Below are 23,993 nucleotides of genomic sequence, written 5' to 3'. Positions count from 1 at the left end.
TACCTTGTAAGGACGAGCTGTACCCATTGCGTTTGAAGCAGTTTAACGATTCGAAACAGCCGTTTTTTATGTGTTTGGCGATAACAAATGGACTGATTGCCATAGAGCCGCTGCTGGCGGTTACAAGCTTCGATGTCTATAAGTTAAGCGTTGGAGCTGTTCATTCCCCGCTTTGCAACAGAGGGGAGCTAGCGAGACGGCCTTTGTTTCAGAAACTCGGCTATAAATCGACAAGCCGCAATTAAATTGGCCGAGCAGCGTTCGCTTAACCCGCTGCCGAGTTCGAATGCTTCGGCTTGAATGCTTAATAAATAGCAGTGTGGCAGCGCTTGTTTGCCGAGGGTGTCATAGACCGACAACAGCGCGGCCGGGCTCAGCGCATGGCTGCTATAACTGTGGTCCTGGGTTGGGGTTAATGGGGTAAAGGCAAAGCTGTCGGGACAATTGACCGCAGCATCGACAAACACCACTAACTCGCGATCTTGCAAATCCAACGCGTGTTCGATTTGTAATTGAAAGTCACTGAGCAGTTCGATATGGCTCAGGTCCAGATGCTCGGCCAGATAATCTAATAGCAAAGGGCCAACTGCGTCGTCGCCACGGCTGGGATTGCCGTAACCGAACACCAGGATGGGTTTAGTCATTCGCTGCCGTGAATAAATTCGCCGCTGCTGTGCCGAACCAGTTTATCCACCAACTTGCCGTCCACGTCGACCAGTTCCAACTGCAAGGGCATTTTGCCAACCGCATGCGTGGCGCAGGACAGGCAAGGGTCGTAGGCACGAATCGCCACTTCCAGATTATTCAGCAAGGGTTCGGTCAGCTCCCGGCCGGACAAATATTCCGCCGCGACTTGCCGCACCGACTCGTTCATCGCCGTATTGTTGCTGGTGGTGGAAACGATCAGATTGGCTTTGGTGACAATGTCGTTTTCGTCAATTTGATAATGATGAAACAGCGTGCCGCGCGGGGCTTCGATCACACCTATGCCTTCGTAGCGTTTTTCGCCTTTCGCGACCAAGTCGTGACTCAGCAAGTCCGGGTCATCCAGCAAGATTTGGATGCTTTCCGCACAATGCAGTAATTCGATCATCCGCGTCCAGTGAAAGGCCAACGTGCTGTGTACCATGGCTGCGCCGCCGTGTTGCTTGAATTCGACGCGCGCGGCTTCCGCCAGTGGCGTGTCGATGAAATCGCAATTGTTGACCCGCGCCAACGGCCCCACCCGATACCAGCCATCGGCTTTGCCCAGCGCAGTCAGGTAGGGGAATTTCATATAGGTCCAGGAACGGACTTCTTCGCGGATCAACTCCGGATAATCGCAGTAATCGTAGTGGTCGACCAGGGTTTCGCCTTGCGGGTTTTTCACCCTAATCCCGCCGTGATAAAGCTCCAACGCACCGTCAGGTTTGGTCAAACTCAGGTAGTTGCTGCGGATGGTGGCAAAGTCGTCGTAATAGGGCAGGTTGGAGGTGTGGACTTTTGTGACCAGTTGCAAAGCGCCTTGCGCCCAACTCACGATTTGGCCGATGTCTTGTTTCAGATAATCGCGCTCGTCTTTGCTCAGCGCTTTGTTCATGCCGCCGGGAATTGCGCCGGTACCGTGAATGCGCTTGCCGCAGACCATGCGGATAACTTCCTGGCCGTATTTGCGCAGTTTCACGCCTTGCAGGCCAATATCCGGATAATCCGCCAACACCGCGACGATGTTGCGTTTGCCGATCTCGCTTTCAAACCCAAACAGCAAATCCGGGCTGGACAGGTGGAAAAAATGCAAGGCATGTGATTGCAAGACCTGGCCGAAATGCAGCAATCGCCGTAATTTATCCGCTGCTGGCGGTAGGTTGGCCGGATCAACGCCGACTAACTGGTCGATGGCTTTGGCGGCGGCCAGATGGTGACTGACCGGGCAGATGCCGCACAAACGCTGCACCATCACCGGCAGTTCCCAATACGGGCGGCCCTGAATAAATTTTTCGAAGCCGCGAAACTCGACGATGTGCAGGCGGGCTTGCTGGACCTGATTGTTTTCGTCGAGTAGCAGCGTGACTTTGCCGTGGCCTTCCACGCGGGACACCGGATCGACCGCGACCCGTTTTAGCTTGCCGGCCTCGACTAATGCCGGATCGGCGGTTTCAAGATATTCGTACACGGGGTTCCTCCGTTAGTCGTAATGGACTAACTCGTAAGGTAAAGTCGGGTCGCGGCCTTCGATCAATGCGTTGAGGTAGTGCCAAAACACATCGGCGGATGGTGGACAGCCGGGCATAAAATAATCGATCTTGACGATCTCGTGGACAGGTCGCACCTTGTCTAGTAGCAACGGCAATTCCGGATCGCTGGGGATTTGTGGGTTGTCCACGCCGATGCCGTCCTGATAGGCTTCCAGCAGGCAATCTTCCAGCTTGAAAAAGTTGCGCAGCGCCGGTAGGCCGCCGTTGATGGCGCAAGCACCTACGGCGATCAGAATTTTACAGTTAGCGCGAAACTCGCGCAGCACATGCACGTTTTCGGAGTTGCAAACCCCGCCTTCGATCAGACCAATATCACACGGGCCGCAGTGTTCGATGTCGGTGAGAGGCGAACGGTCGAATTCGACGATGTCGGCCAGTTTCAGCAAGCGCTCGTCTATATCCAGAAACGACATATGGCAACCGAAGCAGCCGGCCAGCGAAGTGGTGGCGATTTTGATCTTAGCGGCCATGTTTGATGTCCGGCGCGGGCGGCATGGTCGCCGCGTAGTGGGAGTCCGGGCCTCCGTTCTGCTGAGGCGCATCCGTCAGCTTGGTCGGGTCGCAGCTTGGGTAGCCGCTTGCCTCGCCCGCCCTGATAACTGCTTTTTCGCAGGCGACTTCGCTGATGGGATGCCCGTCGTAGATGCGTTCGCCAATCGGCGCTAGGTAGGCGCTGCGTTTGACCAGAATCGCCCCGGTCGGGCAGACATGGGCGGCCTCGTCGTTGACACTAATCTCGCTGTCTTTCAGTTTGCCGCTGGGTGAGTTGATGACCAGGCGTTTGTGGATGCCGCGTCCGGCGATGCCGAACACTTCCTTGCCGTCTTTTTCCTTGCTGGCGCGCACGCACAGATTGCAGAAAATGCAGCGGTCGTGGTCGATCAATATATCCGGGTGCGAGGCGTCCATTTCCCGTTGGGCATAAAAATGCGGGTAGTGGTTATCCAGCATGTTCTGGTGATAGGCCACGGCCTGTAACTGACAATTACCGGATTTTTCGCAGGACGGGCAGAAATGGTTGCCTTCCACGAACAGCATCTGGGTGATGCGCTGGCGGTCATGTTGCAGGTCTGGGCTGTTGCTGATGACGGTCTGGCCGTCGGCAGCCGGCATGGTGCAGGCGGTATTGGTCCGGCCATTGACTTTGACCGTACACAGTTTGCAACTGCCGTACGGGGCGTAACCTAGCCGGTGGCACAGATAAGGAATGTACACGCCGGCAGTGCGCGCCGCCTCGATAATGGTTTGGCCGTCGCTGAACGGCACGGCGATGCCGTCGATGCAAAGAGTGCCGCTCATGTCAGTTCTCCACTTGCGATAAATGCGCCGCGTCGTCGTCGCGCTGCGCCATACGGCGAGCCACGGCCAGGGTAGCGTCCAAATCAAACCCCGGGGTAAAATTACTCTGCTTTAATTGCTTAAGATACAGCTCCGGATGGCTGGCCAGGGTGCTTAAAATCGGATTGGCGGCTGAATCGCCCAGGCCGCAATGGCTGTTGTTTTTGACGACCAGGCATATCTCGTTGAGTTCTTCCAGATCGACTGCGGCGCCGTTACCTTCGATAATTTTCCGCAGCTGATTTTTCAACAGCGTGGTGCCGACCCGGCAAGGCGTACAAAAGCCGCAACTTTCATGGGCGAAGAAATCGGTAAAGTTTTGCACTATGTCGAAAATACTGCGGCTATTGTTGAACACCATAAACGAACCGGCGGTGGACAGGTCTTCGAAGGCTATGCGGCGTTGCAGTTCCCGATTGGAAATAAAAGTGCCGGAAGGGCCGCCCACTTGCACACCCAGCACGTCGTCCGCGCCGCAGTCCCGCAAAATCTCTTCAATTGACGTGCCGAATGGGTATTCGTAAATGCCAGGCCGCGCGCAGTCGCCGCTGATGCTGAGCAGTTTGCTGCCGGTCGATTGCGCAGTACCGACTTCCGCAAACCATGGCCCGCCTTGAACGGCGATGTGGGTGGCAGCAAAAAAAGTCTCGACGTTGTCCACCACGGTGGGTTTGCGTTGATAGCCGCAGATCACCGAATTGGGCGGCTTAACCCGAGGTATGCCGGGCTTGCCTTCCAAGGACTCGATTTGCGCAGAGGCTTCGCCGCAGATGTAGGCACCGGCACCCATGCGGATTTCGATGTCAAAATCAAAGCCGCTGTGACCGAGAATATTGCGCCCTAGCAATCCGCTGTCGCGGCGGCGTTTCAACACGCGCTGCAACTGCTCGTAGAGGAACAAGTATTCCGCGCGCAGATACAGCAAGCCCTGAACCGAACCAATAATCGCCGCGCACAAGGTCATGCCTTCAAAGACTTGGTCGGCATACAGGTCGAGCAGCATCCGGTCTTTAAACGTACCGGGTTCGCCCTCGTCGGCGTTGCAAATCACGTAGTGCGGCGTGGTAGTTTGTTGAGCGCAAGTCCGCCATTTCAACGCGGTTTTAAAGCCGGCACCGCCGCGGCCGCGCAAATTGGAACTGTCCACTTCCGCCAGGGTTTCCGTTAGGCCGCGCGCGAACGTCGCCGTTATCGCCGCGCCGTTTTCGAATGGTTGGTTGAGCAACAGGCCGGGTTTGCGGATCGGCTCTTCCACCGCAAAGAACTCCGGCGGCCAATCGCTTAACGGCGCTTGTTGTTCGATCAGTTTGGCGATGACATCGATTCTGGCATGGTCCAGACGGGTCAACGCATAGCCATTCACCAAGCCGGCTGGGCCTTGGTCGCACATGCCGGTGCAGGAGGTATTATTCAAACTGACCAGGCCGTCCGCGCGGACTTCACCCACTTTGACGCGCAACTTTTCTGCCAGGTAATTCAGCAGTTTTTCCTTGCCCAGCATTCGGTCGGTAATCGAGTCGCTGATATGAATGTCGTAACGGCCCTGCGGCGTCAGGTGCAGGAAACTGTAGAATTCCGCGACGGCAATAATCTGGGTGCGGGGAATATGCAAAGCAGCGGCCAATTGTTCGATAGCCGCCTGGGGAATATGCAGATACTGCGCCTGCACCGCGCGGAGGATTGGCAGCAGCCGTTCGGGTTTATAGTCCGCCTCTGCTAATACGGACTCTATGAAGCTGTTCATCGTCGAATTGCTGGGCCGTTGGGTTGCATCGCCGTGTCTCATGCCTGCTGAAAAATCATGAGTCACTCTCAAAGTTATGACCAAATTGGCGTGAGATTTTTCAAAGTGTCCGCTGGCAGTTTACCCGGAAAATCGCCACTGCAACATTGTTTGTCCGAGTGGTTTGGCTCCCGTCTGCGCAGCGCAACCGCCTGTCCTAGCTCCCAATGCTTAGCGGTGAAAGTCCACCGCTAGCGCAAGATGCCGGTGAGACGGAGGAACTGTCGATTTGCCGTCATCTACGCCGCAATACTAAACAAATTCGCGGGTAGTGGACAGCAAAATCTTGCCGCTTAAAACGTCGCTAGTGAGTTCAAGGGCTGGCGTCGCCGGCAAGGCATGGATTTTTCACCGGGTTCGCGGATACAGTCGTGTTTGCGATACTGATAACACAGCACGCAACGGTTCAGGCGGCGCTGGTAACGGCAGTAGGCGCTGGACAGCAGGCGTTCCAGGCGCGCCCACGCGCCGGGGTTGAGCGGCATTAATCGGAGCTGACTAGCATGTAATGCGGCGTAAAGTTGGCGGGCTTGATTAATTAAAATGTCGTTGTCCATCGTCATCACCTGACTTACACACTGAACGATTTGCAATCACCGGTTTGGCGTGCACCGTGGCACACGCCGGGAACCATTATTCCGCTTGTTTGTGGAGCGCGTGTTGATTTTCGTCAACACAGATAGATATTGTTAGTGGCGGCGACGGCGGCTAAATGGTTTCAACCGTGTCGGCCTGCCGACATTGTTCGATGACGCGTGCGCTCAAAACCGGGTCTTGCAAGACGATATCCACCATGGCTGCCACCACCACGCGGGTTTTTAAGCCGTTAAAGCGGGAAAAATTTTTCAGTTGGTCGTAGGTGGGTTCTTCCACCGCAATTTTCTTTCTATCGTTTTTCGATTTATCGGCAGCCATGAGCGTGTTCCTTGGTAAGGTTAAGGTTGGTTAAACGAGTCGTTGGGTAAACGAAGTTCAATTTTAAATCAGTTCGCGCTTGCGGAAATACAAAGCCACATTGACCAGGGCGATCATCACCGGTACTTCGATCAAGGGCCCAATCACTGCGGCAAAAGCCGCGCCACTGTTAATGCCGAATACGGCCACCGCCACCGCAATCGCCAATTCAAAATTATTGCTGGCGGCGGTAAATGCCAATGTGGTGGTTTTGCCGTAACCGGCGCCGATGGCTCTGCCCATTAAAAAGCTGAGCAAAAACATCACCACAAAATAAATCAATAGCGGTATCGCAATCCGCACCACATCCATTGGCAATTGCACGATTAAATCGCCTTTCAGCGAGAACATCACCACTATGGTAAACAGCAGCGCGATTAAGGTCAGTGGGCTGATCCTCGGGACGAAAGTTTGCTGATACCAATCCTTGCCCTTGGCTTTGACCAACAGAAAGCGCGTGCTAAAACCGGCCAGAAACGGGATGCCCAGATAGATAAAAACGCTTTTGGCGATTTCGCCGATGGTGATGGCAACCAGACTGCCTTGCATGCCGAATAAGGGAGGCAGCACGGTGATGAACAACCAGGCATAGACGCTGTAAAATAACACCTGGAACACGCTGTTAAATGCCACCAAGCCCGCTGTGTAGTCGTTGTCGCCTTCTGCCAATTCGTTCCAGACGATGACCATCGCGATGCAGCGCGCCAGGCCGATCAAAATCAGGCCCACCATGTAGTCGGGATAATCGCGCAGACACACGATAGCCAGCACGAACATTAACGCCGGGCCGAGCAACCAGTTTTGCAGCAAGGACACGGCCAATATCCGCCAGTTGCGAAACACGTCGCCAAGTTCTTCGTAACGGACTTTGGCTAGCGGTGGATACATCATCACGATCAAGCCGATGGCTATCGGGATATTGGTGGTGCCGACCGACACCGCTGCGTTGAAATCGGAGACTTCCGTGGGAAATAGAAAGCCGATGCCGACGCCAAGCGCCATGGCGATAAAAATCCATAAGGTCAGAAAACGGTCGAGAAAGGATAAGCGGGCGTTGGGGCAATGCGGGGTGCTCATTTAAATCTCCAAGTCAGCTATTTATTGTGCAGCGTTATCGGCTGCCGGTGGTTTGCAGCAACTGCTGGCGGGTTCAAGTTGCAACACTTGATCCTCGCCAAATAAGGGAATGGTTCGCAAGGAGTGGAAGGCTTCCCAAGCGATGCCTTGCGGATCGACAGTCCAGTATTTATCGGACTGGGCGTAGCAGCAGTTGGCTTGCTTTTGCGCCGCGACCGGCAGCTCGGCGGCAGCCAGGTTTTCCTGGACTGCTTCCAATTCCTCACCGGATTCGACTTGTATGCCCAAATGATCCAACCCTGGCTGGCGGCCCCGGCTGGAAATCGCGAAATTGACGCGCGGATCGTCCAGCAACCACTTGGCGTAATCGGCTTCGCGTACGCTCGGTGCACTTTGAAACAGCGCACTGTAAAAGTCGATATTTTTCGTCAGATCATCGACGGCTAGATGGATATGCAGGCGTTTCATCGCGGTTACTCCGAGTGAAAGTGGGTAAAGGTGTGCTGTTTTGTGAGTGTCGTTTACTCGTGTTTATTGGCTATGGCCGCCGGCTAGTGCTAGCAAGCGTTCGACGCCGGTCGGCTCGTCCTGCAGCAAAGGTACCAGTGCATAGCGGCGGGCATAACGATTGGCAACGGCAGCGATTTCCGGCCATTCATTGGCGGCGCGTTGCTGCAATAGCGCTGAATGCACGGCGCTTGCGGCCACGCTATTATTGATCACCCACGCCCAGGGTTCGATGCCGGCCCGGCGTAAATCGTCTTGCAAATGGGCTGCTTCCAACACTGGCGTGGTTTCCGCTAAAGTGACGATCAGCACCTTGGTTTGACGCGGGTCCTGCAACTGCATCATCGGCGTGGTGAAATGCTGATTGGAACCGCCCATCTGCCGCGCCACCTCGCGGTGGTAAGCGCCGGTAGCGTCCAAGAGCAGCAAGGTATGCCCGGTCGGGGCGGTGTCCATCACCACGAATTTCTTGCCGGCCTCGCGGATGATGCGGGAAAAGGCTTGGAACACGGCAATTTCTTCGGTACACGGCGAGCGCAGGTCTTCTTCCAGCAAAGCGCGGCCTTGTTCATCCAGATTGGCGCCTTTTGTAGCCAGCACATGTTGGCGGTAGCGTTCGGTTTCCGCATGCGGATCGATTTTGCTGACTTTCAGGTCAGGCAAAGCGCCGTTTAGCGTGTCCGTTAAATTGGCGGCTGGGTCGGAGGTGGTGAGATGCACTGGCAAACCGCGTCGCGCCAGATCCACCGCCAACGCGGCGGCCAGGGTGGTTTTGCCAACGCCGCCTTTACCCATCAGCATCACCAAGCCATGACCATCGGCGGCAATCTCGTCCACTAGTTTCGAGAGATTGGCTGCGGGTATGGCCGGCATCACGTCATTGTCAGCTGTCGAGAGCGGCGCGGATTTGCTCAGCAATTGCCTAAGAGCCATCAGTCCAACCAGATTGAAGGGCTTTAATTCAATGCGATCCGTCGGTAAGCCGCTCAGCGCCGCCGGTATATCGGTTAAGGCGTTTTGCTCGCGCCGGTAGATCGCGCTGGCCAGCTGGTCTTGCGCGGTTTCGCTTTCCGGCAAGATGCCGTTGACAACCAAATATTGTTGCGACAAGCCGATGGCGTTTAACTCCTCGTGGGTGCGGGCCACTTCGCGCAAGGTCGATGATTGGGCGCGGGCAACCAGGATCAACCGGCTGCGCTGCGGATCTGCTAGTGCGTCGACAGCAGCTTTATATTGGCTGCGCTGTTTTTCCAAACCAGCCAAGGGTCCCAGGCAAGAGGCGTCGCCTTTGCCTTGTTCCAGAAAACCGCTCCAGGCGCCGGGCAGTTGCAACAGGCGGATGGTGTGGCCGGTCGGCGCGGTGTCGAACACGATATGGTCGTAGCCGACGGTCAAATCAGAGTCGATTAATAGTGCGGTGAATTCGTCGAATGCCGCGATTTCCGTGGTACAAGCACCGGACAATTGTTCTTCTATGCCTTTAACGATGCTGTCCGGCAACACGCCGCGCACCGGGCCGACGATGCGGTCGCGATAGGCTTGCGCCGCTGCTTGCGGATCGATTTCCAAAGCCGCCAGGCCGGATACGGCCGGAATGGCAGTGATCTGATTGCCGATGTCGATACCAAATACTTGGCCGACATTCGAGGCCGGATCGGTACTCACCAACAACACCTGTCGGCCGGCATCCGCCAATTGCACGGCCGAGGCGCAAGCGATAGAAGTCTTGCCCACGCCACCTTTGCCGGTAAAAAATAGAAAGCGCGGCGCTTGGTCGAGGAATTTGCGGTTGCTGTTCATAGCGCTATCAGTACAAGTTAACAACAGCTGCTTCCGCTGCAACAGCCCGACGCGGCTTGCTCTTCCGCTACCTTAATCGCTGCCCAACGCGCCAATTCGGCTCGATTGGGATAACGACCAGCCAATGCGACCTCACCATCGACCAGGATCAAGGGCAGGGCTTCGGCGCCGGAACGTTCCAGAAAGGCTTTTACCTGCGGGTTTTCGGCAAACGCCAGCGGAGTTTGGGCTAGGTTAAAGCGCTCAATGTCGGCACCGTTTTGCTTGGCCCAATCGACATCGGCTGCAAACCCCACCAACTGCTGATCAACTTCCACACCGCAAACGCCGGTGCTGCAACACAAAGCAGGGTCAAACACCTGAATAGTAGTCATGAGGTAACTCCTTAATTATTAAGGCAACAACGTGCCGATGCGATCCAGTTCGGCTTTTAGACGCTCGGGATCGTTTTTTAATTGGTCCAACGGTAAAGCAAAAAACTGCTCGATGCGATGGCGCAGAATCCGATAAGCCGTCATGAAGGCCGCATCGATTTCCTCGTCGGTACCCTCAACATGCGCCGGGTCTTCAACGCCCCAATGGCTGCGCATGACCGGGCCGAGATAGGCCGGGCAGGTTTCGTTGGCGGCATTGCCGCACACGCTGAGGACGATGTCCGGCGTCACCGGCAGGTCATTCCAGGACTTGCTGTAATAACCTTCGGTGGATATGCCTTCTCTGGTCAGCAAAGCCAAGGAGCGCGGGTGGATTTTGCCGGTGGGCTTGCTGCCGGCGCTCAGGCCTCGCCAGCCTGCCGGTGCCAAATGATTGAAAGTGGCTTCGCCAAGGACGGAACGGCAGGAATTGCCGGTACACAGAAATAATACGTTCATGAGGGAGTGTCGGTCGGGTTTGAGGGTAAAGAATCGGGATTGCCGGAACAGGCGGAAAGCGACAAGCAGGCATTGCCGTTGCAACAGTTCTCGGTCAGGAAGCCCAGCAGTTCGTTCATCACCGCAAAGTGGGCGGTATAAATCACGAAGCGGCTTTCGTTGCGCGAGCTCACCAAGTTGGCGTAAGTCAGTTCTTTTAAATGGAACGACAGGGACGAGGGGGCAATCCCGGTCGCTTCACTGATTTTGCCGGCGGCCAACCCTTCCGGGCCAGCTTGCACCAGCGCGCGGTAAATTGCCAGACGGGATTCTTGGGCCAACGCGGCCAGTGCGATAACAGCAGTTTTATTTTCCATATTTCAACAATAATTGAAATATGGAATCGAGTCAATGCTTGGGGCTTTGGCAATTCATACAAGCGTAACGCTACTGTCATAAAGGCTATCTACTATGCGCGAAATTACATTTTCGCCATGTTGGCTGTGATGCAGTCGGCAAATCTTTACCTTCAATAGCAATCAACTCGAGTCTCCGGAGCATGTTTATGAAACACACCGCAATCGCCGCCGCCATCGCGGCTGTGCTGGCTTCTACCAATGTCAGCGCGGCCGCGGATTTCCAATGGGCGCATCAATGGACGTTTAACCATACAGCCGCCAATGGCTCCAGTGCCATGGGTTCGGAAATCGTCTCTTTCGATGCAGTCAACAACCGCTTATGGGTTGCGGGAACCGATGCCAATCAGGCCAATATTGGCCAAGGTGGCGTCGATGTGCTGGATATGAACGGCAATTTGCTGCAAAGCATTTCCACGAGCGCGCTCGGCGGGATCAACAGCGTGGCGGTGAAAAACGGCCAAGCGGCCATTGCTTTGACAGCGCCCACTAAAACCGATGCGGGTTTGGTGCGTTTCTACAATGCCGCCAATTACACATTGCAACAAAGTGTTACCGTGGGCGCCAACCCTGACGCAGTGACTTACACGCCCGATGGTAGCCGCTTGCTGGTGGCTAACGAAGGCGAACCCAGCAGCTATTTGCTGGGGCCAAGCGGCGATCCGGAAGGCTCGGTCAGTATTATCAACACCAACACCTTTGCCGTCCAAACGGCCGGATTTTCTACTTTCAATGGTGCGGCGGCGGCTTTGAAAGCCAGCGGCGTGCGTCTGACCGGCCCAAACGCCAGCGTCGCGCAAGATCTGGAGCCGGAATACATTGCGGTTAGCCAGGACGGCAGCAAAGCTTTTGCGACGCTGCAAGAGGCCAATTCGGTTGCGGTCATCGACATCGCCAGCGCCACAGTCACCGACATTAAAGCCCTGGGTTTGAAGGATCACAATTTAGCCGGCAACGGTCTGGATGTCTCGGATCGCGACGGTGCCGGCACTGCAGCGTTGAAAGGCAACATCCAGAATTGGAATGTGATGGGTATGTACATGCCCGACGGCATCGCCAGCTTTAGCAAAGACGGCAATCAATATTACGTGACCGCTAACGAAGGCGACTCTCGCGAAGATTGGCCGGGTGGTTCGGAAGAAGTGCGGGTGGGCGCAGCAACTATCGATCCTGCGTTAAATGCCACCATGACAGCCTTGCATGGCCCTGATTGGGCCACGAACAATGACAAGCTGAATCGACTGACGGTCTCCAGGAGCGGCGATTTGGACAACGACGGCGACTTGGACCAATTGCAAGTCTTCGGCGCGCGCTCGTTCTCGATTTTGGATGCCAATGGCACGATGGTGTTCGATTCCGGCGACAAACTGGAACAAACCATCAAAGCGCTGATCGCGGCGAACCCCGGTAATGCTGCTTACGAGGCCTTGTGGGACGATGGCCGTAGCGATAACAAAGGTCCTGAGCCGGAAACTGCGGTGGTAGGTAAAGTGGACGGCCGTGACTTGTTGTTCTTGGGTTTGGAGCGTTCTAATGCAGTGATGGTCTGGGATTTGACCGACCTGAACAGTCCGAAGTTTTTGGACATGTTGTTCACCGGCGGCGACATCGGTCCCGAGGGGCTGAGTTTCTTCAGCAATGCCCAAGGCAGTTATCTGGCGGTGGCCAACGAGGTAAGCGAAACCACATCGCTGTACAAAGTATCGGCCGTGCCGGTGCCGGGCGCGGTTTGGCTGTTCGGCTCCGCGCTGGTGGGCTTTATGGGGATGAAACGCGGCCGTAAACAATAATATCCGCAGTGATTAACCCGGCCCTATTTAACGCGGGTACACCGTTCGGGCTGAGCCCTTCGGTATTTAAGGGCCGGGTTAATACGCCAGCTTAGCCGAGCTATATCGGCTAACCCGGTTTTTCGCGTTTTATCCCGTAATGCGCTTGTCATATTCAATCGCTAATGTTGCCGCTCCATAAACCGCTCTCGGGGCAACACATGAAAAAAACACATCCACAAAAACTGGCGGCAGTCGCTGTCGGCGCCTTCGGTTTTACCTTGTCGGTCGCCGCAGTCGCCCACGACCATGCCGACCGCGATCATCACGATTCTCATAAACCTGCGCAAACCAGCCAAGTACCGACATCGGGCGTTGAATGGTTCAAAGCCGGTGAAGCTGCGGTGTTGGTCAACAAAAGAGATGTGGAACAACTGCGCAAAGCCAAAAACGTCATTTTGTTCGTCGGCGACGGCATGGGCGTATCTACTGTCACCGCCGCGCGGATTTTGGAAGGCCAAATGGCTGGACGCGACGGCGAATTCAACCGTTTGGGTTTTGAAAAATTCAACAATATCGCTCATTCGGTTACTGCCAGCGCCAACCAACAAACCTCGGATTCCGCACCTACTGCTACTGCCATGGTCGCCGGTATCAAAGCCAATGACGGCGCTATTTCCGTCGAGCAAGGTATTTTGCGTACCGAAAAAAGCGCGGAAGTCACTGCGGCACACAGCGTTAAAACTATCCTGGAGCGCGCCGAAGAACGCGGCATGTCGACGGGCGTCGTCACAACCGCCCGTTTTACCCACGCTACGCCAGCTGTGAATTACGCCCACATTGCTGACCGCGATTGGGAAGCCGACAGCAACCTGCCTGCCGGCGCTACCGTGAAGGACATCGCTCGCCAGCTGCTGGAATTTCCTTACGGCGACGGCCTGGAAGTGGCATTGGGCGGCGGCCGCAGCTACTTCATGCCTAATAACGTTGCCGACCCTGAATACCCAACCCAAAAAGGCCGCCGCGCCGATGGTCGCGACCTGACTTTGGAGTGGACATCTCAATACAATAATTCCGACTATGTCTGGAACAAAGCCCAGTTCGACGCGGTAAATACAGCGTCTACCGATCATTTATTGGGCTTGTTCGAGCGTTCGCACATGCGCTATGAAGCCGACCGCGCACAAGACGCCGCCGGCGAACCGTCCTTGACCGAGATGACCGAAAAAGCCATCAAAATTCTGGAAAAAAACCGCAAAGGTTATTATCTGATGGTGGAAGCCGGCCGGATCGACCACGCGCACCATGCCGGCAATGCCTACCGGGCGCTAACCGATACCGTGGCGCTGTCGGATGCAGTGAAAAAAGCCAAACAACTGACCCGCGACGAAGATACTTTGATATTGGTTACTGCCGATCATAGCCATGTCTTCACTATTGCCGGCTATCCGTCACGCGGCAATCCTATCCTGGGTAAAACTGCGGTAGACGGCGTTGTTACTAAAGATTCTTTAGGTTTGCCTTACACCACCTTGACCTATGCCAACGGCCCGGGCTGGACCGGCGGCTTGCAACGCAAGGAATTTAATCCTGCCAACGAAGGCACCGTGGCTGCTGCTTATGCAGGCAGCAAATTGCGTCCTGATTTGACAGCGGTCGATACCGCCAATCCTAACTACATGCAGGAAGCCACTGTACCGATGAGCGCGGAAACCCACGCCGGCGAAGACGTAGCGATCTATGCCGACGGCCCTGGCGCTTACTTGGTACGCGGTACGCTGGAACAAAATGTGATTTATCATGTAATGGCTGATGCGCTAGGCATGCGTAAATAGTCCGGGAGCCTTTTCCCGAAAGCGAATCAGGGACGCTGGCCGTCCCTGATTTTTTTTGAATACCGTAATGTGCAGGTTCCATGTTCAACAACCATTTCAAATTTTTACCCAAACTGCTTGCTCTCAGCTTATTAATCGTTTTGGCGGCTTGCAGCCATGCGCCGGCCAAGCATGCCGCTAACATCATCGATTTATCTTCGGCAAACTTGCCCGCCGTGGCCGCCGAGTTTGTCACCACCCGCAGCGGCGCAGAGCACGAACACGAAGAGCACCAGGCATTGCCCGCCGAGGTGAGCTGGCGCTTCTGGCGCGATAGCCGGCAGATCACAATAGAACGGCCGCAACTAGGCTTGGGTGAGCTTTGGCAGCGTGACGGCCAGGAACTGATTCACCGTAAGCTCTATCATCAAGACCAGCGGGCAATCGAATTTCAGGCCGGCGATCTTCGGATGCTGGACATCACGCCGTCCTGGCAAAAACTGGCGTTGCTGTTGGATAGCCAGTTGCTTGATAAACTGACTGCCGAAGAAATCGAATGGACCGATGGCTTCCCGACCCGCGAATATAGCGGTAAAGTCGCGGAGACCGAATGGCATGTGGTGATGCGCCTGGACGTCGCGTTACCGGCCTTGATCGAACGGCAACAGGGCGAATTTTCCGAGCGCACCGAACTGTTGCAGGCGTATTCTTTAAATGCCGCGCCCTGGCAACCGACGTCCATTGACGGCTACGACGTGATCGATTTCGCCGATTTGGGCGACAAGGAATCTGACCCGTTCGTGATCAAGGTGCAAGCGCAAATGGGGCATGAGCATCATCATTAAGCACGTCCTTAAAACTCCTGGGTTCGTCATTCCCGCGGAGGCGGGAATCCAGTATAGCTGCTAGGCACCCGCCTGCGCGGGAGCGACGATATTTGGGGGCCGAATTAATAATCGAGTATCGATGCTGTTTTCTGCTTGACTGAACAGGCAAAAAAAAGCCCGCTGTATCGCGTACCAGCGGGCCCGAGTACCACTACAGAGCTTACAACTAATCCCTAAAACTTAAGGTGCCGGCAAAATCCGGTTTTGCGAGCCAGGGGCTACTGTACCGTTGACGGTGAAGTAGTTTTCCAGCGCATCCAGATCCAAGGCACCGCCCAGACGATTAGTGCCTTGCGTCAACACATAATATTGATCGCCGCCGTCGGCCATGAAGTTATTTACCGTAACCCGATAGCTGGCGGCGGGATCGACTACCACACCATTGATCGTGATACTGGTTGGATCGACGTTATCGCACGGTGTGCCTTTTTCGCGCCATGCGTAGCTAAAGCCGCTGGAGACTTGCATGATGCGGTTGAACGCTTGGCCAGCCGCCGGTGCGCTGGCTGGATAACCGACTGTGCAACCGGTGAATTGTTGCTCCAGCAAGGTGTGGATCTGCGCGCCGGTCAAGGTCAAGGTCACCAAAGTATTGCCAAAGGGTTGCACGGTGAAGGCTTCCGCATAGGTAACCCTGCCGTCGCCTTCGGCTGCAGTGCTGGAGGGGAAGGTCAAATCGGCGCGGATGCCGCCGGGGTTCATGAATGACACCACCGCTTCGCCGAAACCTGGGTTTTGGGTGGCCAGCAATTGCGCATCGGCAATCACGTCACCCAGCGCCGATTCGCCGGCCGTGGTCGCGGTTCGGGTAATCGCCGCGCTGATGCTACCTATCACTCGGTTAGCGATGGGGGTGGACAGGGCTTTGTAATTGTCAACGATAGTTTTAATCGCCGTGTTCGGGGTGATGGCTGTGTTGCTCCGATCAACCACAATGTTTTCGGCGCTGACGCTGCTGACTTCACCGTTAACGGTGCTGATGGCGACATCAATATCAGTCAAGACTCGGCCTTGCGAATTGGCGCTGGTCACCGAAATCAAGCGGCCGGCTTTGTTGGCGATTTGGCAGTTATAGGCTTGGTGTGTGTGGCCGGAAATCACCAAATCCACTTCGTCGTCCAATTGGTTGACGATGGTTTTAATCGGCGAGCCATCCAAGCCGCCGTCGCAGTTATTGATGGTCGAAGCACTTTGCGTGACTGGTATCGTGCCGCCTTGATGAATCAATACCACCACCGCTTCGACGCCGCGCGCCCGCAATTTGGGGATCAAGGCATTCACTGTCGCCGCCTCGTCTTTAAACGCCAGGCCGGCCACGCCGGTAGGGGTGACGATGGTGGGGGTTTCTTTTAAGGTCATGCCGATAAAGCCGACCCGCACGCCGCCGATGACTTTGATCGCGTATTGCGGAAACAAGGTTTTCCCGGTAGCGGTTTCGACTACGTTCGCGGCCAGGAATTTGAAATCCGCGCCTTCAAAAGGCACCGGCGTGCCGACTGACGCACCTTGGCAGGAGTTCGGATCGGTGGGGTGGCAGCCGCCGTTTTGCATGCGTTTCAGCTCGTCCTTGCCTTCATCGAATTCGTGATTACCGACCGCGTTGAATTCCAAGCCCAGGCGGTTCATGGTTTCGATGGTCGGTTCGTCATGAAACAGCGCGGACACCAGCGGAGTGGCGCCGATGATGTCGCCAGCCGAGACTACTACCGTGCTGGGGTTTTGGTTTTTCAATTCGTTAATATAGCCGGCCATCCAGTCCACGCCGCCGACCGGAATATTCGTAGATGCCGCGCTGCTGGGCGTTTGCCGGAATGTGCCGGGAGATTCCAGTTGGCCGTGAAAGTCGTTGAACGCGACGATTTTAATGGTAGTGGTGGGAATGCTGGTCACGGCATGAGCTGCACCCAGTGTGCCCAAACCCAAGGCAATGCCGATGGCAAGTTTGTTTAATTTCATTGGTTTAACCCTTATTTAGTGGATTGGCGGCGGCGAGAGACCAAGCCCAGCAGGCCGGCGCCGGCTGCATACAGGCCTGCGGCGGCAGGCAGAGGTACGGCGGTAAAAGTTTGTAATCGGATGGCACCGACAGTGGCGTTAAGCGGGGTTCCGTCGTTATCCAGAGCCGATTGGACTAGTAAGCCGGTGATGCTGTAAGTTCCGGGGTCGAGTTTAAATATGCCCCGGCTGTAGCTGAAATCGTTGAAGGCAGCATCAAAATTGGTACCCAAATTGTTCGGGTAGCTGTTGGTTGGCATGGACATGTTCCTAACCCAAATATCCGATGATGAAGACCCATATGGCGTTTTATTGTTAAACGGGATGCCGTTACTGATTACCAGGAATTGATCGCCAGCATAGCCGCCATCCACTACTTGCAATATGGCGGTTTGCGTTAAAGAAAAGTCAAAACTCAAGGCATCATTGTTGAGATCTATCCAATCCAAACCACCCGAGTTAGAGACTGAGTTGTCGACGTCAAACGCATGCCAAGCACCGTCGGCATTGAGGGTAACCGCCTCGGCTTGTGCGCAAATTGCCGACAGTAAGGCCATGGCAAGAACAGATTGTTTAATCATTTAGAGTGCTCCGATAAAGACAGCGCGGGCGTTTTTGTTATAGGCCGCTGGCTGCTCGTTCATATGGGGTTGAGAAATTTCCATCGCTATGGGTAAAGCAAGTACAGCCTAAAGAAATTTTGTGATGAACTTGTGATTGCTAGATGAAGATTTCGTGAAATGTAATACACGAGTGTTGCGGGTTTTATCCGGGCAGTGACTTTGGCTTGGGAGACTAGAATGCAAGCGATGAAATTCGAGGAATCGGGTATTTCGGGATGTGGTTAGTCCGGCTTGGTTTTCGACTGTTTGAGCTCAGAGCCCGGCTGCTGGACAAAATAAATCCAGTGATGAGGTTCTGAGCTTGGCTGATTGAGTTCTGAAGCGGAACGGCCAAGAAAATTTCTTGAATGACCAAGCTGCGAGCTCGAACAACCGAGATATTTTCTCGATCATTGGACAAAATAACTCCAATAGTCTGGCTCTGAGATTGGCTGTAAGAGGTATGAATTCCGATGGCGTATTTTTTCGCTGAGCGATGCAGTGTCGCTAGCGCGACGGGTGTTTTAAATGTCGGTTCTCGGACCGACGGCCGAGATACTTTCTTTTGCTCCGCCAAAAGAAAGTATCCAAAGAAAAGGCGGCCCGGATGCCGCTTTGATCCTGCGCTCCTCGGGTTTGAACGGGGTTGCCTGAAGGGGCTTCCCAGCCCCTGCATGCAACGCGCCGCATCCCTGCGGCGCCCCTACGGGCTGATCCGTTCAAACCCTCCGGTGCTCGGCGCGGCATACGGGAGAAAACCCCGCCGCGAAGTTTGAAATCCAGCTAATATTTACGCAGTTTTGTAGGGCGCATTAGCGATAGCGTAATGCGCCGAATGCTTTAAGGCCATCATGAGGCGCAATACGGCTACGCCTATTGACGCCCTACGAATTGCACCTTACGGCCTTACGAATTGCAACTTATGGTCTTGGGATTTTTCTTGGGGGGTTGATATTAATCTTGAAAATTTAAATAAAGAAGTGCAACGAAAACTCGGAAGAAACGTTTTACTTTTTCAACAAATTGAATATATTTTGAAATATATTTTGATATATAGTGATTTGTCAGTTTGGAATAGCGGTGATGGATTAAAGAGCAACTTAGAAGAGCAAAAACAACGCTTTTCTAAGCTTAGTTTAGGTCAAATTGCAAAACAATTCATTGATAGCACTTTTTCACTTGAAAGTGACTCAGGCGAAGAAGAAGCTGAGCTGAATTATTATAGGGTTTTTGCACGAATCAGAAACAGTCCATTTGTTTGCGATATTGATTTTTTTAATGAAAGGAAGAATGAATTGGCTGCTTTGATTGATGAGCGAAATGAATTGATTCACCACTTTCTGCCGAAGTGGAACTGGGAAGACTATGCAAGTTTATCCAAGGCGGAAATATACTTGGATCAGCAGCGAGAAAGAGTTTTTCCCGAGTATGAACTTCTAAAGTCAGTGGTTGAATCTTTTCACTCTTCCAGAGAGGAATTAGTTGAATATATTCGATCTGATGAGTTTACAAGGGTATTAGAGCTTGATTATTTACGGAATAGCCAGCATGTTGCACGTTTATTCGAATTTGCAACTATAAATAATCGAGAGGATGGATGGGCCATGTTAAGTAGTCGTCCCTGAAAAAGCCGATATTTTCCGAACACCAGCATTCAGGCCGACAATAAAAACGGCGCGCTCAATGGCCGCGCCAAAATCCGACATGGCGGTCTCCAAAAATGAGGCAAAAAAATCCTCAACTGCCTGAGGATCATACGGATATTGTGGCCAGCACCGCATAAGATGGCATGCATGGCATCGCCCAGTTCGCCTTTCAGGTAATTGCGGCCCAGCAATCCGTCGTTTTTGAGGTGCCCGATGACGGGTTCGATGGCATTGCGGCGTTTGAGGGCGCGTTTGAGTCGCCGGGTGTTTATTCCTCTCTTTTGCCGGGCTTTGTAAATGGTCACGTTCGGGACCTCGACACCACGGTATCCTAAATCCACAAAAGCTTCTTTTGCGCGTGTACCGCTTAGAATCTCCGCCTGTTCCAGACACGATTCCAGGGTGTGTCCATCGTAGGGATTACCGGAAAAGCTGCGGGCGCCGAGCACAAAATTACTTTTGTTGGTGACGGTGATGCCCACTTTGACGCCGAATTCATACTTCTTGTGGACTTTGCCTTTGGAAATGCATTCGACTTCCGTGGCGTGGAAACTGTACAGCTTGTTTTTATCCTGGGGTTGTTGGTTCAAAATCCGTTGGGTTTTCTCTAGCGTCTCTTTAAAAGCCAATTTGACTGCATCGGATTGATCCGTCAATTGGCGCTCGATATCTCGGTAAACCCGACCCACCAAAGTTTTGAGCTGTTTGAGCATTTTGCGTTTGCGCTTCATTTGCTTGGCATGACTGTACCGGTTCGCCATCATCAGCAAATAGGGGGCTTTGCGGTTGTAGTTCTGCCGTAGTGTAATCTCATGCTGCTCAGCCAGACGTACCATGTGCTGGCGACAGCGTTCATACAATTTTCCATCGGTCGGATACGTGATGGCTTTCTCTTGCACCGTGCTATCAACCGTCACCGATTCAAAATCCTGTTTCTTCACGGTCTTGCTGGCTACGCCAGCCTGGATCGTCACCGATAACATCCACTCGCAACCTTCTTCTCCGATCCGTTTTCGCCAATAGGTCAGTGACGTGGGGTGGCAAGGTATCTGGTGTTGGAAATACTCTTCGCCACAAAAATATTGCCAATAGGGATTTTCAAGCCACTGTGCCACGACCGCTTCGTCCGAGCGTGCAAACGCATGTTTGAGGTAATGAAGCCCGGCAATAAGACGCGTTGGCAACGCCGGAGCGCCTTGGTTCTCGGTAAAAAATTCACCGAACGCATCATCCAGTACTTTCCAATCGATCAAATTTGCCAGTTGGTAAAGCTCATGCTTCGGATTCAACAGGTCGGCCAGTGGTGTGTTGAATAGATCGATTTGGCCGCTACTTTCTTGGGATTTTGGCTTCATTTTCGATAAAAATTTGCAAGAAATTAATATCTATTTTACTAATTTCTTGCAATTATTGCCCGTCTTTTTCTTCAATTATTTATTGTGTTTCAATGCTTTAGCCGTGAATTTGTGGCTTTTCAGGGGCGACTAAGTAGCGCAGGAACTTATCTTCGTGAAAATATTTCTGGGGATCTTCTGGTGAGTGAGTTAGCTAGTTTAAAGGAAAAGTACAACTGTAAAACGCTCAAGGAAATTGCTCAAAGGTCTGAATATTTTGATATACGAGAAGAACCAACTGAAAAAGGTGGAAATCGCATTATTTATAGAATTAGGCCGGTAATCCCCCCTGAAAAAAGCAGCGTTTAAAAGTAGAATTTTCTCGTAACAGACGAAGGAAGTTTTACATGAAGACCTCACGATTTAGTGACAGCCAGATTCTGGCGATATTGAAGCAAGCGGAAGCCGGCACGCCCGTACCGGAGATCTGTCGTGAACACGGCGTTAGCTCTGCCACGTTTTACAAATGGCGCTCCAAATATGGCGGCATGGATGCGTCCCTGATGGCTCGCCTAAAAGAGTTGGAAGACGAAAACCGGCGGCTGAAGAAAATGTATGCCGAAGAACGGCTGAAGGCCGAAATCATCAAGGAAGCCCTGGAAAAAAAGGCCTAACGCCATCTTGCCTCCGCGAGATGGCGCAACCCCTGATTCAGGCCAAGCGGGCCAGTCTTCGGTTGGTGTGTGCGGCTTTAGGCATCAGCCCGAGCGGTTATCGCTATCGGTCAAAGCGCTCGACTGAAAACGCCGAAATTGCCGACTGGCTGCTACGCCTGACCGCCACGCACCGTACCTGGGGATTTGGATTATGTTTTTTATATTTGCGCAACGTGAAAGGCTTTCGTTGGAATCACAAACGGGTCTATCGGATTTACCGGGACCTGGAACTCAACCTGCGCATCAAGCCCAAGAAGCGCTTGGTACGGGAAACCCCGCAACCCTTGACGGTCCCGGATCACATCAATGCCGTGTGGTCGATGGATTTCATGCATGATCAACTGGCTGACGGGCGGGCTTTCCGTTTGCTCAACGTCATTGATGACTTTAATCGGGAAGGTTTAGGCATTGAAGTGGATTTCTCGTTACCGGCTCTGCGGGTCACCCGAACGTTGGATCGCATCATCGAGTGGCGGGGAAAGCCTGACGCCATTCGCTGTGACAATGGACCGGAATATATCAGCGAGACTCTAAAAACCTGGGCCGAGCAACAGGGTATCCAGATCAACTATATCCAACCGGGCAACCCGCAACAGAATGCCTACGTTGAACGTTACAACCGAACGGTGCGTTACGAATGGCTTGCCCAATACCTATTTGAATCGATCGGGCAGGTTCAAGATTTTGCGGCGCACTGGTTATGGATCTACAATCATGAACGGCCCAACATGGCTATTGGCGGCATCACTCCAAAACAAAAGTCGGCACTCGCCGCTTAACCTCTACTTTTAGACTCTGCTCAAAATGGGGGGATTACCGGCCTGATTTGGAGTTTGATGATTAATGGTTATAGTCTGGTAGGATGGGCACGGTTTTTGTGCCCACGCGGCATTAATCATATACAGCTCACTTTGGGCAGAAAGAGTTGTCCGCCCTAGTATTTTTATTTTTCATTAGATTTCGGGAGTGGTTTTCTCCCCCCATTAAAAAGCAGGGTGAACGCGATAAATATTTTTTTGAATGACACGTGTGTTCTCGAAATGAATGGTAAACGTGTGGGTAAAACAAAATTTCCTGATTTGAGATAAAACGCTGCTAAGCGGTCCACTCCTTCGGTTTTGAATCCGCCGTCTTTAAGATTAATCAATTTGACTGGAAGCACTGCGTGCGGCTTTGGCAAGTGCGGTATTTTCTGGAAAACACGCAACCGCCCAGCTATTTCCAGCGGGCGGGAAGACGGGCGGAAAACCTAAAAATCCGGGGCTTGGTCTTGCAGCGTAAAAATGATCGGCACCAATACCGTGCTGGCGACATTGATTTCCGCGCGTTTGGCCGGCACGAAGCGCCATTGCCGGACGGCTTCGACCGCCGATTCGTCCAGCGCTTCGTGGTCACAGCTTTGTTCGACGGCAACGCCCACTACCTGGCCTTCCTCGCTGACTTCCACGCGCAAAACCACTTTGCCCTGCCAGCCCCGGCTGCGGGCGATACTGGGATACTCCGGCTTGGGGTTGTGTTGGTAAGCGGCATTCAGATACGCCTCGGTAAACGTCGGACTTGGATTTTCGGCGGTTACTTTCTCGGCAATCGCCGGGCGAGTGGCATCGTCAACCGGCTGCGGCTGTTGATCGAAGACTTGTTCCTGCACCGAAAAGTCGGACGGCGGTGCCTGCGGCGTCACTTTTTTCAACCGGGGTTTGAGTTGCGGCTTTTTAGGTTTGGGTTGAACAACGCTGGGTGGCGGTGGTTGGGTTTGCTCAAGGGTTGGCTTGCTGGCCGGAACCGTGATCGTCGACACTTCCATTTTAAGCGGACTGGCTTTTGCCTCCGGCAGGTCGGGGCACAAGAAGCAGCTGACCCCGGCCAAGTGCAGCAACATAACGGTAACCAACATCAAAAATAGCACGGAGATGTTGACCGAACGTTCTTTGTTGCGGGTTGGTTTTAGCAACACGGCGCGGCCGGCTTCGACGCCGACGGATGCATCAAGAAAAGATGCTGCCGGATTTTGAGCAATAACAAGTCCGATTCGATTCGCTCTAATAAATGGCACGGGTTTTTAGGATTGGCGGTTAAACATGCGGCGGCGTCCCTGAGCTGGCGTCATTCTTCCAAATAGGCCCTATTTATCACGGGTATTTCGTTCGTCCTCAGTTCGTCGAAGCCCAGGCGGGTGAGGGCTTCGATAAACTCAATATCCTCGGCGAGTAGTATTTAAGGGCCGGGTTAATAAATTCGCCAAGTTAACAATTAATTGTGACAAAAGCCTT

The 23,993-nt window shown here is 53.6% G+C and carries 23 protein-coding genes; 6 read left to right on the top strand and 17 right to left on the bottom strand.

Annotated elements, in window-relative coordinates; all coding sequences use genetic code 11:
- Positions 1–188: 188 nt before the first annotated feature.
- The 13 genes from EBB_RS13355 to EBB_RS13295 all read right to left on the bottom strand — a co-directional run bounded on the left by EBB_RS13355 (position 189) and on the right by EBB_RS13295 (position 10,921).
- On the bottom strand, positions 189–644 hold the full coding sequence (locus EBB_RS13355; protein WP_192394311.1) for a hydrogenase maturation protease: 456 nt from the start codon (positions 642–644) through the stop codon (positions 189–191).
- Positions 641–2,152, bottom strand: a complete 1,512-nt coding sequence (locus EBB_RS13350; protein WP_192394310.1) for a Ni/Fe hydrogenase subunit alpha — start codon at positions 2,150–2,152, stop codon at positions 641–643. Before EBB_RS13350 ends, EBB_RS13355 begins: the two co-directional genes overlap by 4 nt.
- A 12-nt stretch (positions 2,153–2,164) precedes the next feature.
- Positions 2,165–2,704, bottom strand: coding sequence for an NADH-quinone oxidoreductase subunit B family protein (locus EBB_RS13345; RefSeq protein ID WP_192394309.1), 540 nt, complete (start codon positions 2,702–2,704; stop codon positions 2,165–2,167).
- On the bottom strand, positions 2,694–3,533 hold the full coding sequence (locus EBB_RS13340; RefSeq protein ID WP_192394308.1) for a 2Fe-2S iron-sulfur cluster-binding protein: 840 nt from the start codon (positions 3,531–3,533) through the stop codon (positions 2,694–2,696). The genes EBB_RS13345 and EBB_RS13340 overlap by 11 nt, the downstream gene beginning before the upstream one ends.
- 1 nt (position 3,534) lies before the next feature.
- The gene (locus EBB_RS13335; RefSeq protein WP_192394307.1) at positions 3,535–5,316 is read right to left on the bottom strand and encodes an NAD(P)H-dependent oxidoreductase subunit E; all 1,782 of its coding nucleotides are present in this window, start codon (positions 5,314–5,316) and stop codon (positions 3,535–3,537) included.
- Positions 5,317–5,648: 332 nt separating this feature from the next.
- Complete coding sequence (locus tag EBB_RS13330; RefSeq protein ID WP_192394306.1) at positions 5,649–5,912, bottom strand: hypothetical protein; 264 nt, start codon at positions 5,910–5,912, stop codon at positions 5,649–5,651.
- Positions 5,913–6,063: 151 nt separating this feature from the next.
- Positions 6,064–6,270 (bottom strand): hypothetical protein, encoded by a 207-nt coding sequence (locus EBB_RS13325; protein WP_192394305.1) that lies wholly within the window; start codon positions 6,268–6,270, stop codon positions 6,064–6,066.
- Between the two features lie 63 nt (positions 6,271–6,333).
- The gene (gene arsB / locus EBB_RS13320; RefSeq protein WP_192394304.1) at positions 6,334–7,386 is read right to left on the bottom strand and encodes an ACR3 family arsenite efflux transporter; all 1,053 of its coding nucleotides are present in this window, start codon (positions 7,384–7,386) and stop codon (positions 6,334–6,336) included.
- Positions 7,387–7,407: 21 nt separating this feature from the next.
- A complete protein-coding gene (locus tag EBB_RS13315) occupies positions 7,408–7,854 on the bottom strand; it encodes an ArsI/CadI family heavy metal resistance metalloenzyme (RefSeq protein WP_192394303.1) in 447 nt (148 codons plus the stop codon).
- Between the two features lie 63 nt (positions 7,855–7,917).
- On the bottom strand, positions 7,918–9,693 hold the full coding sequence (gene arsA, locus EBB_RS13310; protein WP_192394302.1) for an arsenical pump-driving ATPase: 1,776 nt from the start codon (positions 9,691–9,693) through the stop codon (positions 7,918–7,920).
- Positions 9,694–9,710: 17 nt separating this feature from the next.
- A complete protein-coding gene (arsD, locus tag EBB_RS13305; RefSeq protein ID WP_192394301.1) occupies positions 9,711–10,067 on the bottom strand; it encodes an arsenite efflux transporter metallochaperone ArsD in 357 nt (118 codons plus the stop codon).
- An 18-nt stretch (positions 10,068–10,085) separates the two neighbouring features.
- Positions 10,086–10,565 (bottom strand): arsenate reductase ArsC, encoded by a 480-nt coding sequence (locus EBB_RS13300; RefSeq protein ID WP_192394300.1) that lies wholly within the window; start codon positions 10,563–10,565, stop codon positions 10,086–10,088.
- Complete coding sequence (locus EBB_RS13295; RefSeq protein WP_192394299.1) at positions 10,562–10,921, bottom strand: ArsR/SmtB family transcription factor; 360 nt, start codon at positions 10,919–10,921, stop codon at positions 10,562–10,564. The genes EBB_RS13300 and EBB_RS13295 overlap by 4 nt, the downstream gene beginning before the upstream one ends.
- 188 nt (positions 10,922–11,109) lie before the next feature.
- Between EBB_RS13295 and EBB_RS13290 the strand changes: the two genes are divergently transcribed.
- The 3 genes from EBB_RS13290 to EBB_RS13280 all read left to right on the top strand — a co-directional run bounded on the left by EBB_RS13290 (position 11,110) and on the right by EBB_RS13280 (position 15,388).
- Positions 11,110–12,750 (top strand): choice-of-anchor I family protein, encoded by a 1,641-nt coding sequence (locus EBB_RS13290; protein ID WP_192394298.1) that lies wholly within the window; start codon positions 11,110–11,112, stop codon positions 12,748–12,750.
- 200 nt (positions 12,751–12,950) lie between these two features.
- Positions 12,951–14,564 (top strand): alkaline phosphatase, encoded by a 1,614-nt coding sequence (locus EBB_RS13285; RefSeq protein WP_192394297.1) that lies wholly within the window; start codon positions 12,951–12,953, stop codon positions 14,562–14,564.
- 80 nt (positions 14,565–14,644) lie between these two features.
- Positions 14,645–15,388, top strand: coding sequence for a hypothetical protein (locus EBB_RS13280; RefSeq protein WP_192394296.1), 744 nt, complete (start codon positions 14,645–14,647; stop codon positions 15,386–15,388).
- A 222-nt stretch (positions 15,389–15,610) separates the two neighbouring features.
- Here EBB_RS13280 and EBB_RS13275 read toward each other — a convergent pair whose 3' ends face one another.
- Positions 15,611–17,386 carry a bifunctional metallophosphatase/5'-nucleotidase gene (locus EBB_RS13275; protein WP_192394295.1) on the bottom strand — a complete coding sequence of 592 codons (1,776 nt, stop codon included), beginning with the start codon at positions 17,384–17,386 and terminating at the stop codon, positions 15,611–15,613.
- Positions 17,387–17,397: 11 nt separating this feature from the next.
- Entirely contained in the window at positions 17,398–18,006 is a 609-nt protein-coding gene (locus EBB_RS13270) for a hypothetical protein (RefSeq protein WP_192394294.1), read from the bottom strand.
- 872 nt (positions 18,007–18,878) lie between these two features.
- Between EBB_RS13270 and EBB_RS13265 the strand changes: the two genes are divergently transcribed.
- Complete coding sequence (locus EBB_RS13265) at positions 18,879–19,652, top strand: hypothetical protein (protein ID WP_192394293.1); 774 nt, start codon at positions 18,879–18,881, stop codon at positions 19,650–19,652.
- 29 nt (positions 19,653–19,681) lie between these two features.
- Here EBB_RS13265 and EBB_RS13260 read toward each other — a convergent pair whose 3' ends face one another.
- Positions 19,682–21,028 (bottom strand): IS5 family transposase, encoded by a 1,347-nt coding sequence (locus EBB_RS13260; protein WP_225587194.1) that lies wholly within the window; start codon positions 21,026–21,028, stop codon positions 19,682–19,684.
- Positions 21,029–21,139: 111 nt separating this feature from the next.
- Between EBB_RS13260 and EBB_RS13255 the strand changes: the two genes are divergently transcribed.
- On the top strand, positions 21,140–21,376 hold the full coding sequence (locus EBB_RS13255) for a hypothetical protein (protein ID WP_192394292.1): 237 nt from the start codon (positions 21,140–21,142) through the stop codon (positions 21,374–21,376).
- A gap of 38 nt (positions 21,377–21,414) precedes the next feature.
- A protein-coding gene (locus EBB_RS13250; RefSeq protein WP_192394291.1) for an IS3 family transposase occupies positions 21,415–22,502 on the top strand; the annotation gives its coding sequence in 2 pieces (ribosomal slippage) (positions 21,415–21,676 and positions 21,676–22,502; 1,089 coding nt in all).
- A 470-nt stretch (positions 22,503–22,972) separates the two neighbouring features.
- On the opposite strand, the gene EBB_RS13245 is transcribed toward EBB_RS13250, so the two are convergent.
- Entirely contained in the window at positions 22,973–23,677 is a 705-nt protein-coding gene (locus EBB_RS13245) for an energy transducer TonB (RefSeq protein ID WP_192394290.1), read from the bottom strand.
- Between the last annotated feature and the right edge of the window lie 316 nt (positions 23,678–23,993).

This window comes from Methylomonas fluvii, assembly GCF_014850975.1.
Lineage (GTDB): Bacteria > Pseudomonadota > Gammaproteobacteria > Methylococcales > Methylomonadaceae > Methylomonas > Methylomonas fluvii.
This window is presented reverse-complemented; position numbering and strand designations above follow the sequence as displayed.

Excerpts from the sequence above, each read along its gene's own strand:
- EBB_RS13340 (WP_192394308.1), bottom strand. The coding sequence starts at position 3,533 with ATGAGCGGCACTCTTTGCATCGACGGCATCGCCGTGCCGTTCAGCGAC.
- EBB_RS13330 (WP_192394306.1), bottom strand. The coding sequence starts at position 5,912 with ATGGACAACGACATTTTAATTAATCAAGCCCGCCAACTTTACGCCGCA.
- EBB_RS13355 (WP_192394311.1), bottom strand. The coding sequence starts at position 644 with ATGACTAAACCCATCCTGGTGTTCGGTTACGGCAATCCCAGCCGTGGC.
- EBB_RS13295 (WP_192394299.1), bottom strand. The coding sequence starts at position 10,921 with ATGGAAAATAAAACTGCTGTTATCGCACTGGCCGCGTTGGCCCAAGAA.
- EBB_RS13260 (WP_225587194.1), bottom strand. The coding sequence starts at position 21,028 with ATGAAGCCAAAATCCCAAGAAAGTAGCGGCCAAATCGATCTATTCAAC.
- EBB_RS13270 (WP_192394294.1), bottom strand. The coding sequence starts at position 18,006 with ATGATTAAACAATCTGTTCTTGCCATGGCCTTACTGTCGGCAATTTGC.
- EBB_RS13265 (WP_192394293.1), top strand. The coding sequence starts at position 18,879 with ATGAGGCGCAATACGGCTACGCCTATTGACGCCCTACGAATTGCACCT.
- EBB_RS13335 (WP_192394307.1), bottom strand. The coding sequence starts at position 5,316 with ATGAACAGCTTCATAGAGTCCGTATTAGCAGAGGCGGACTATAAACCC.
- EBB_RS13325 (WP_192394305.1), bottom strand. The coding sequence starts at position 6,270 with ATGGCTGCCGATAAATCGAAAAACGATAGAAAGAAAATTGCGGTGGAA.
- EBB_RS13300 (WP_192394300.1), bottom strand. The coding sequence starts at position 10,565 with ATGAACGTATTATTTCTGTGTACCGGCAATTCCTGCCGTTCCGTCCTT.
- arsA (WP_192394302.1), bottom strand. The coding sequence starts at position 9,693 with ATGAACAGCAACCGCAAATTCCTCGACCAAGCGCCGCGCTTTCTATTT.
- EBB_RS13280 (WP_192394296.1), top strand. The coding sequence starts at position 14,645 with ATGTTCAACAACCATTTCAAATTTTTACCCAAACTGCTTGCTCTCAGC.
- arsB (WP_192394304.1), bottom strand. The coding sequence starts at position 7,386 with ATGAGCACCCCGCATTGCCCCAACGCCCGCTTATCCTTTCTCGACCGT.
- arsD (WP_192394301.1), bottom strand. The coding sequence starts at position 10,067 with ATGACTACTATTCAGGTGTTTGACCCTGCTTTGTGTTGCAGCACCGGC.
- EBB_RS13290 (WP_192394298.1), top strand. The coding sequence starts at position 11,110 with ATGAAACACACCGCAATCGCCGCCGCCATCGCGGCTGTGCTGGCTTCT.
- EBB_RS13285 (WP_192394297.1), top strand. The coding sequence starts at position 12,951 with ATGAAAAAAACACATCCACAAAAACTGGCGGCAGTCGCTGTCGGCGCC.
- EBB_RS13275 (WP_192394295.1), bottom strand. The coding sequence starts at position 17,386 with ATGAAATTAAACAAACTTGCCATCGGCATTGCCTTGGGTTTGGGCACA.
- EBB_RS13315 (WP_192394303.1), bottom strand. The coding sequence starts at position 7,854 with ATGAAACGCCTGCATATCCATCTAGCCGTCGATGATCTGACGAAAAAT.
- EBB_RS13345 (WP_192394309.1), bottom strand. The coding sequence starts at position 2,704 with ATGGCCGCTAAGATCAAAATCGCCACCACTTCGCTGGCCGGCTGCTTC.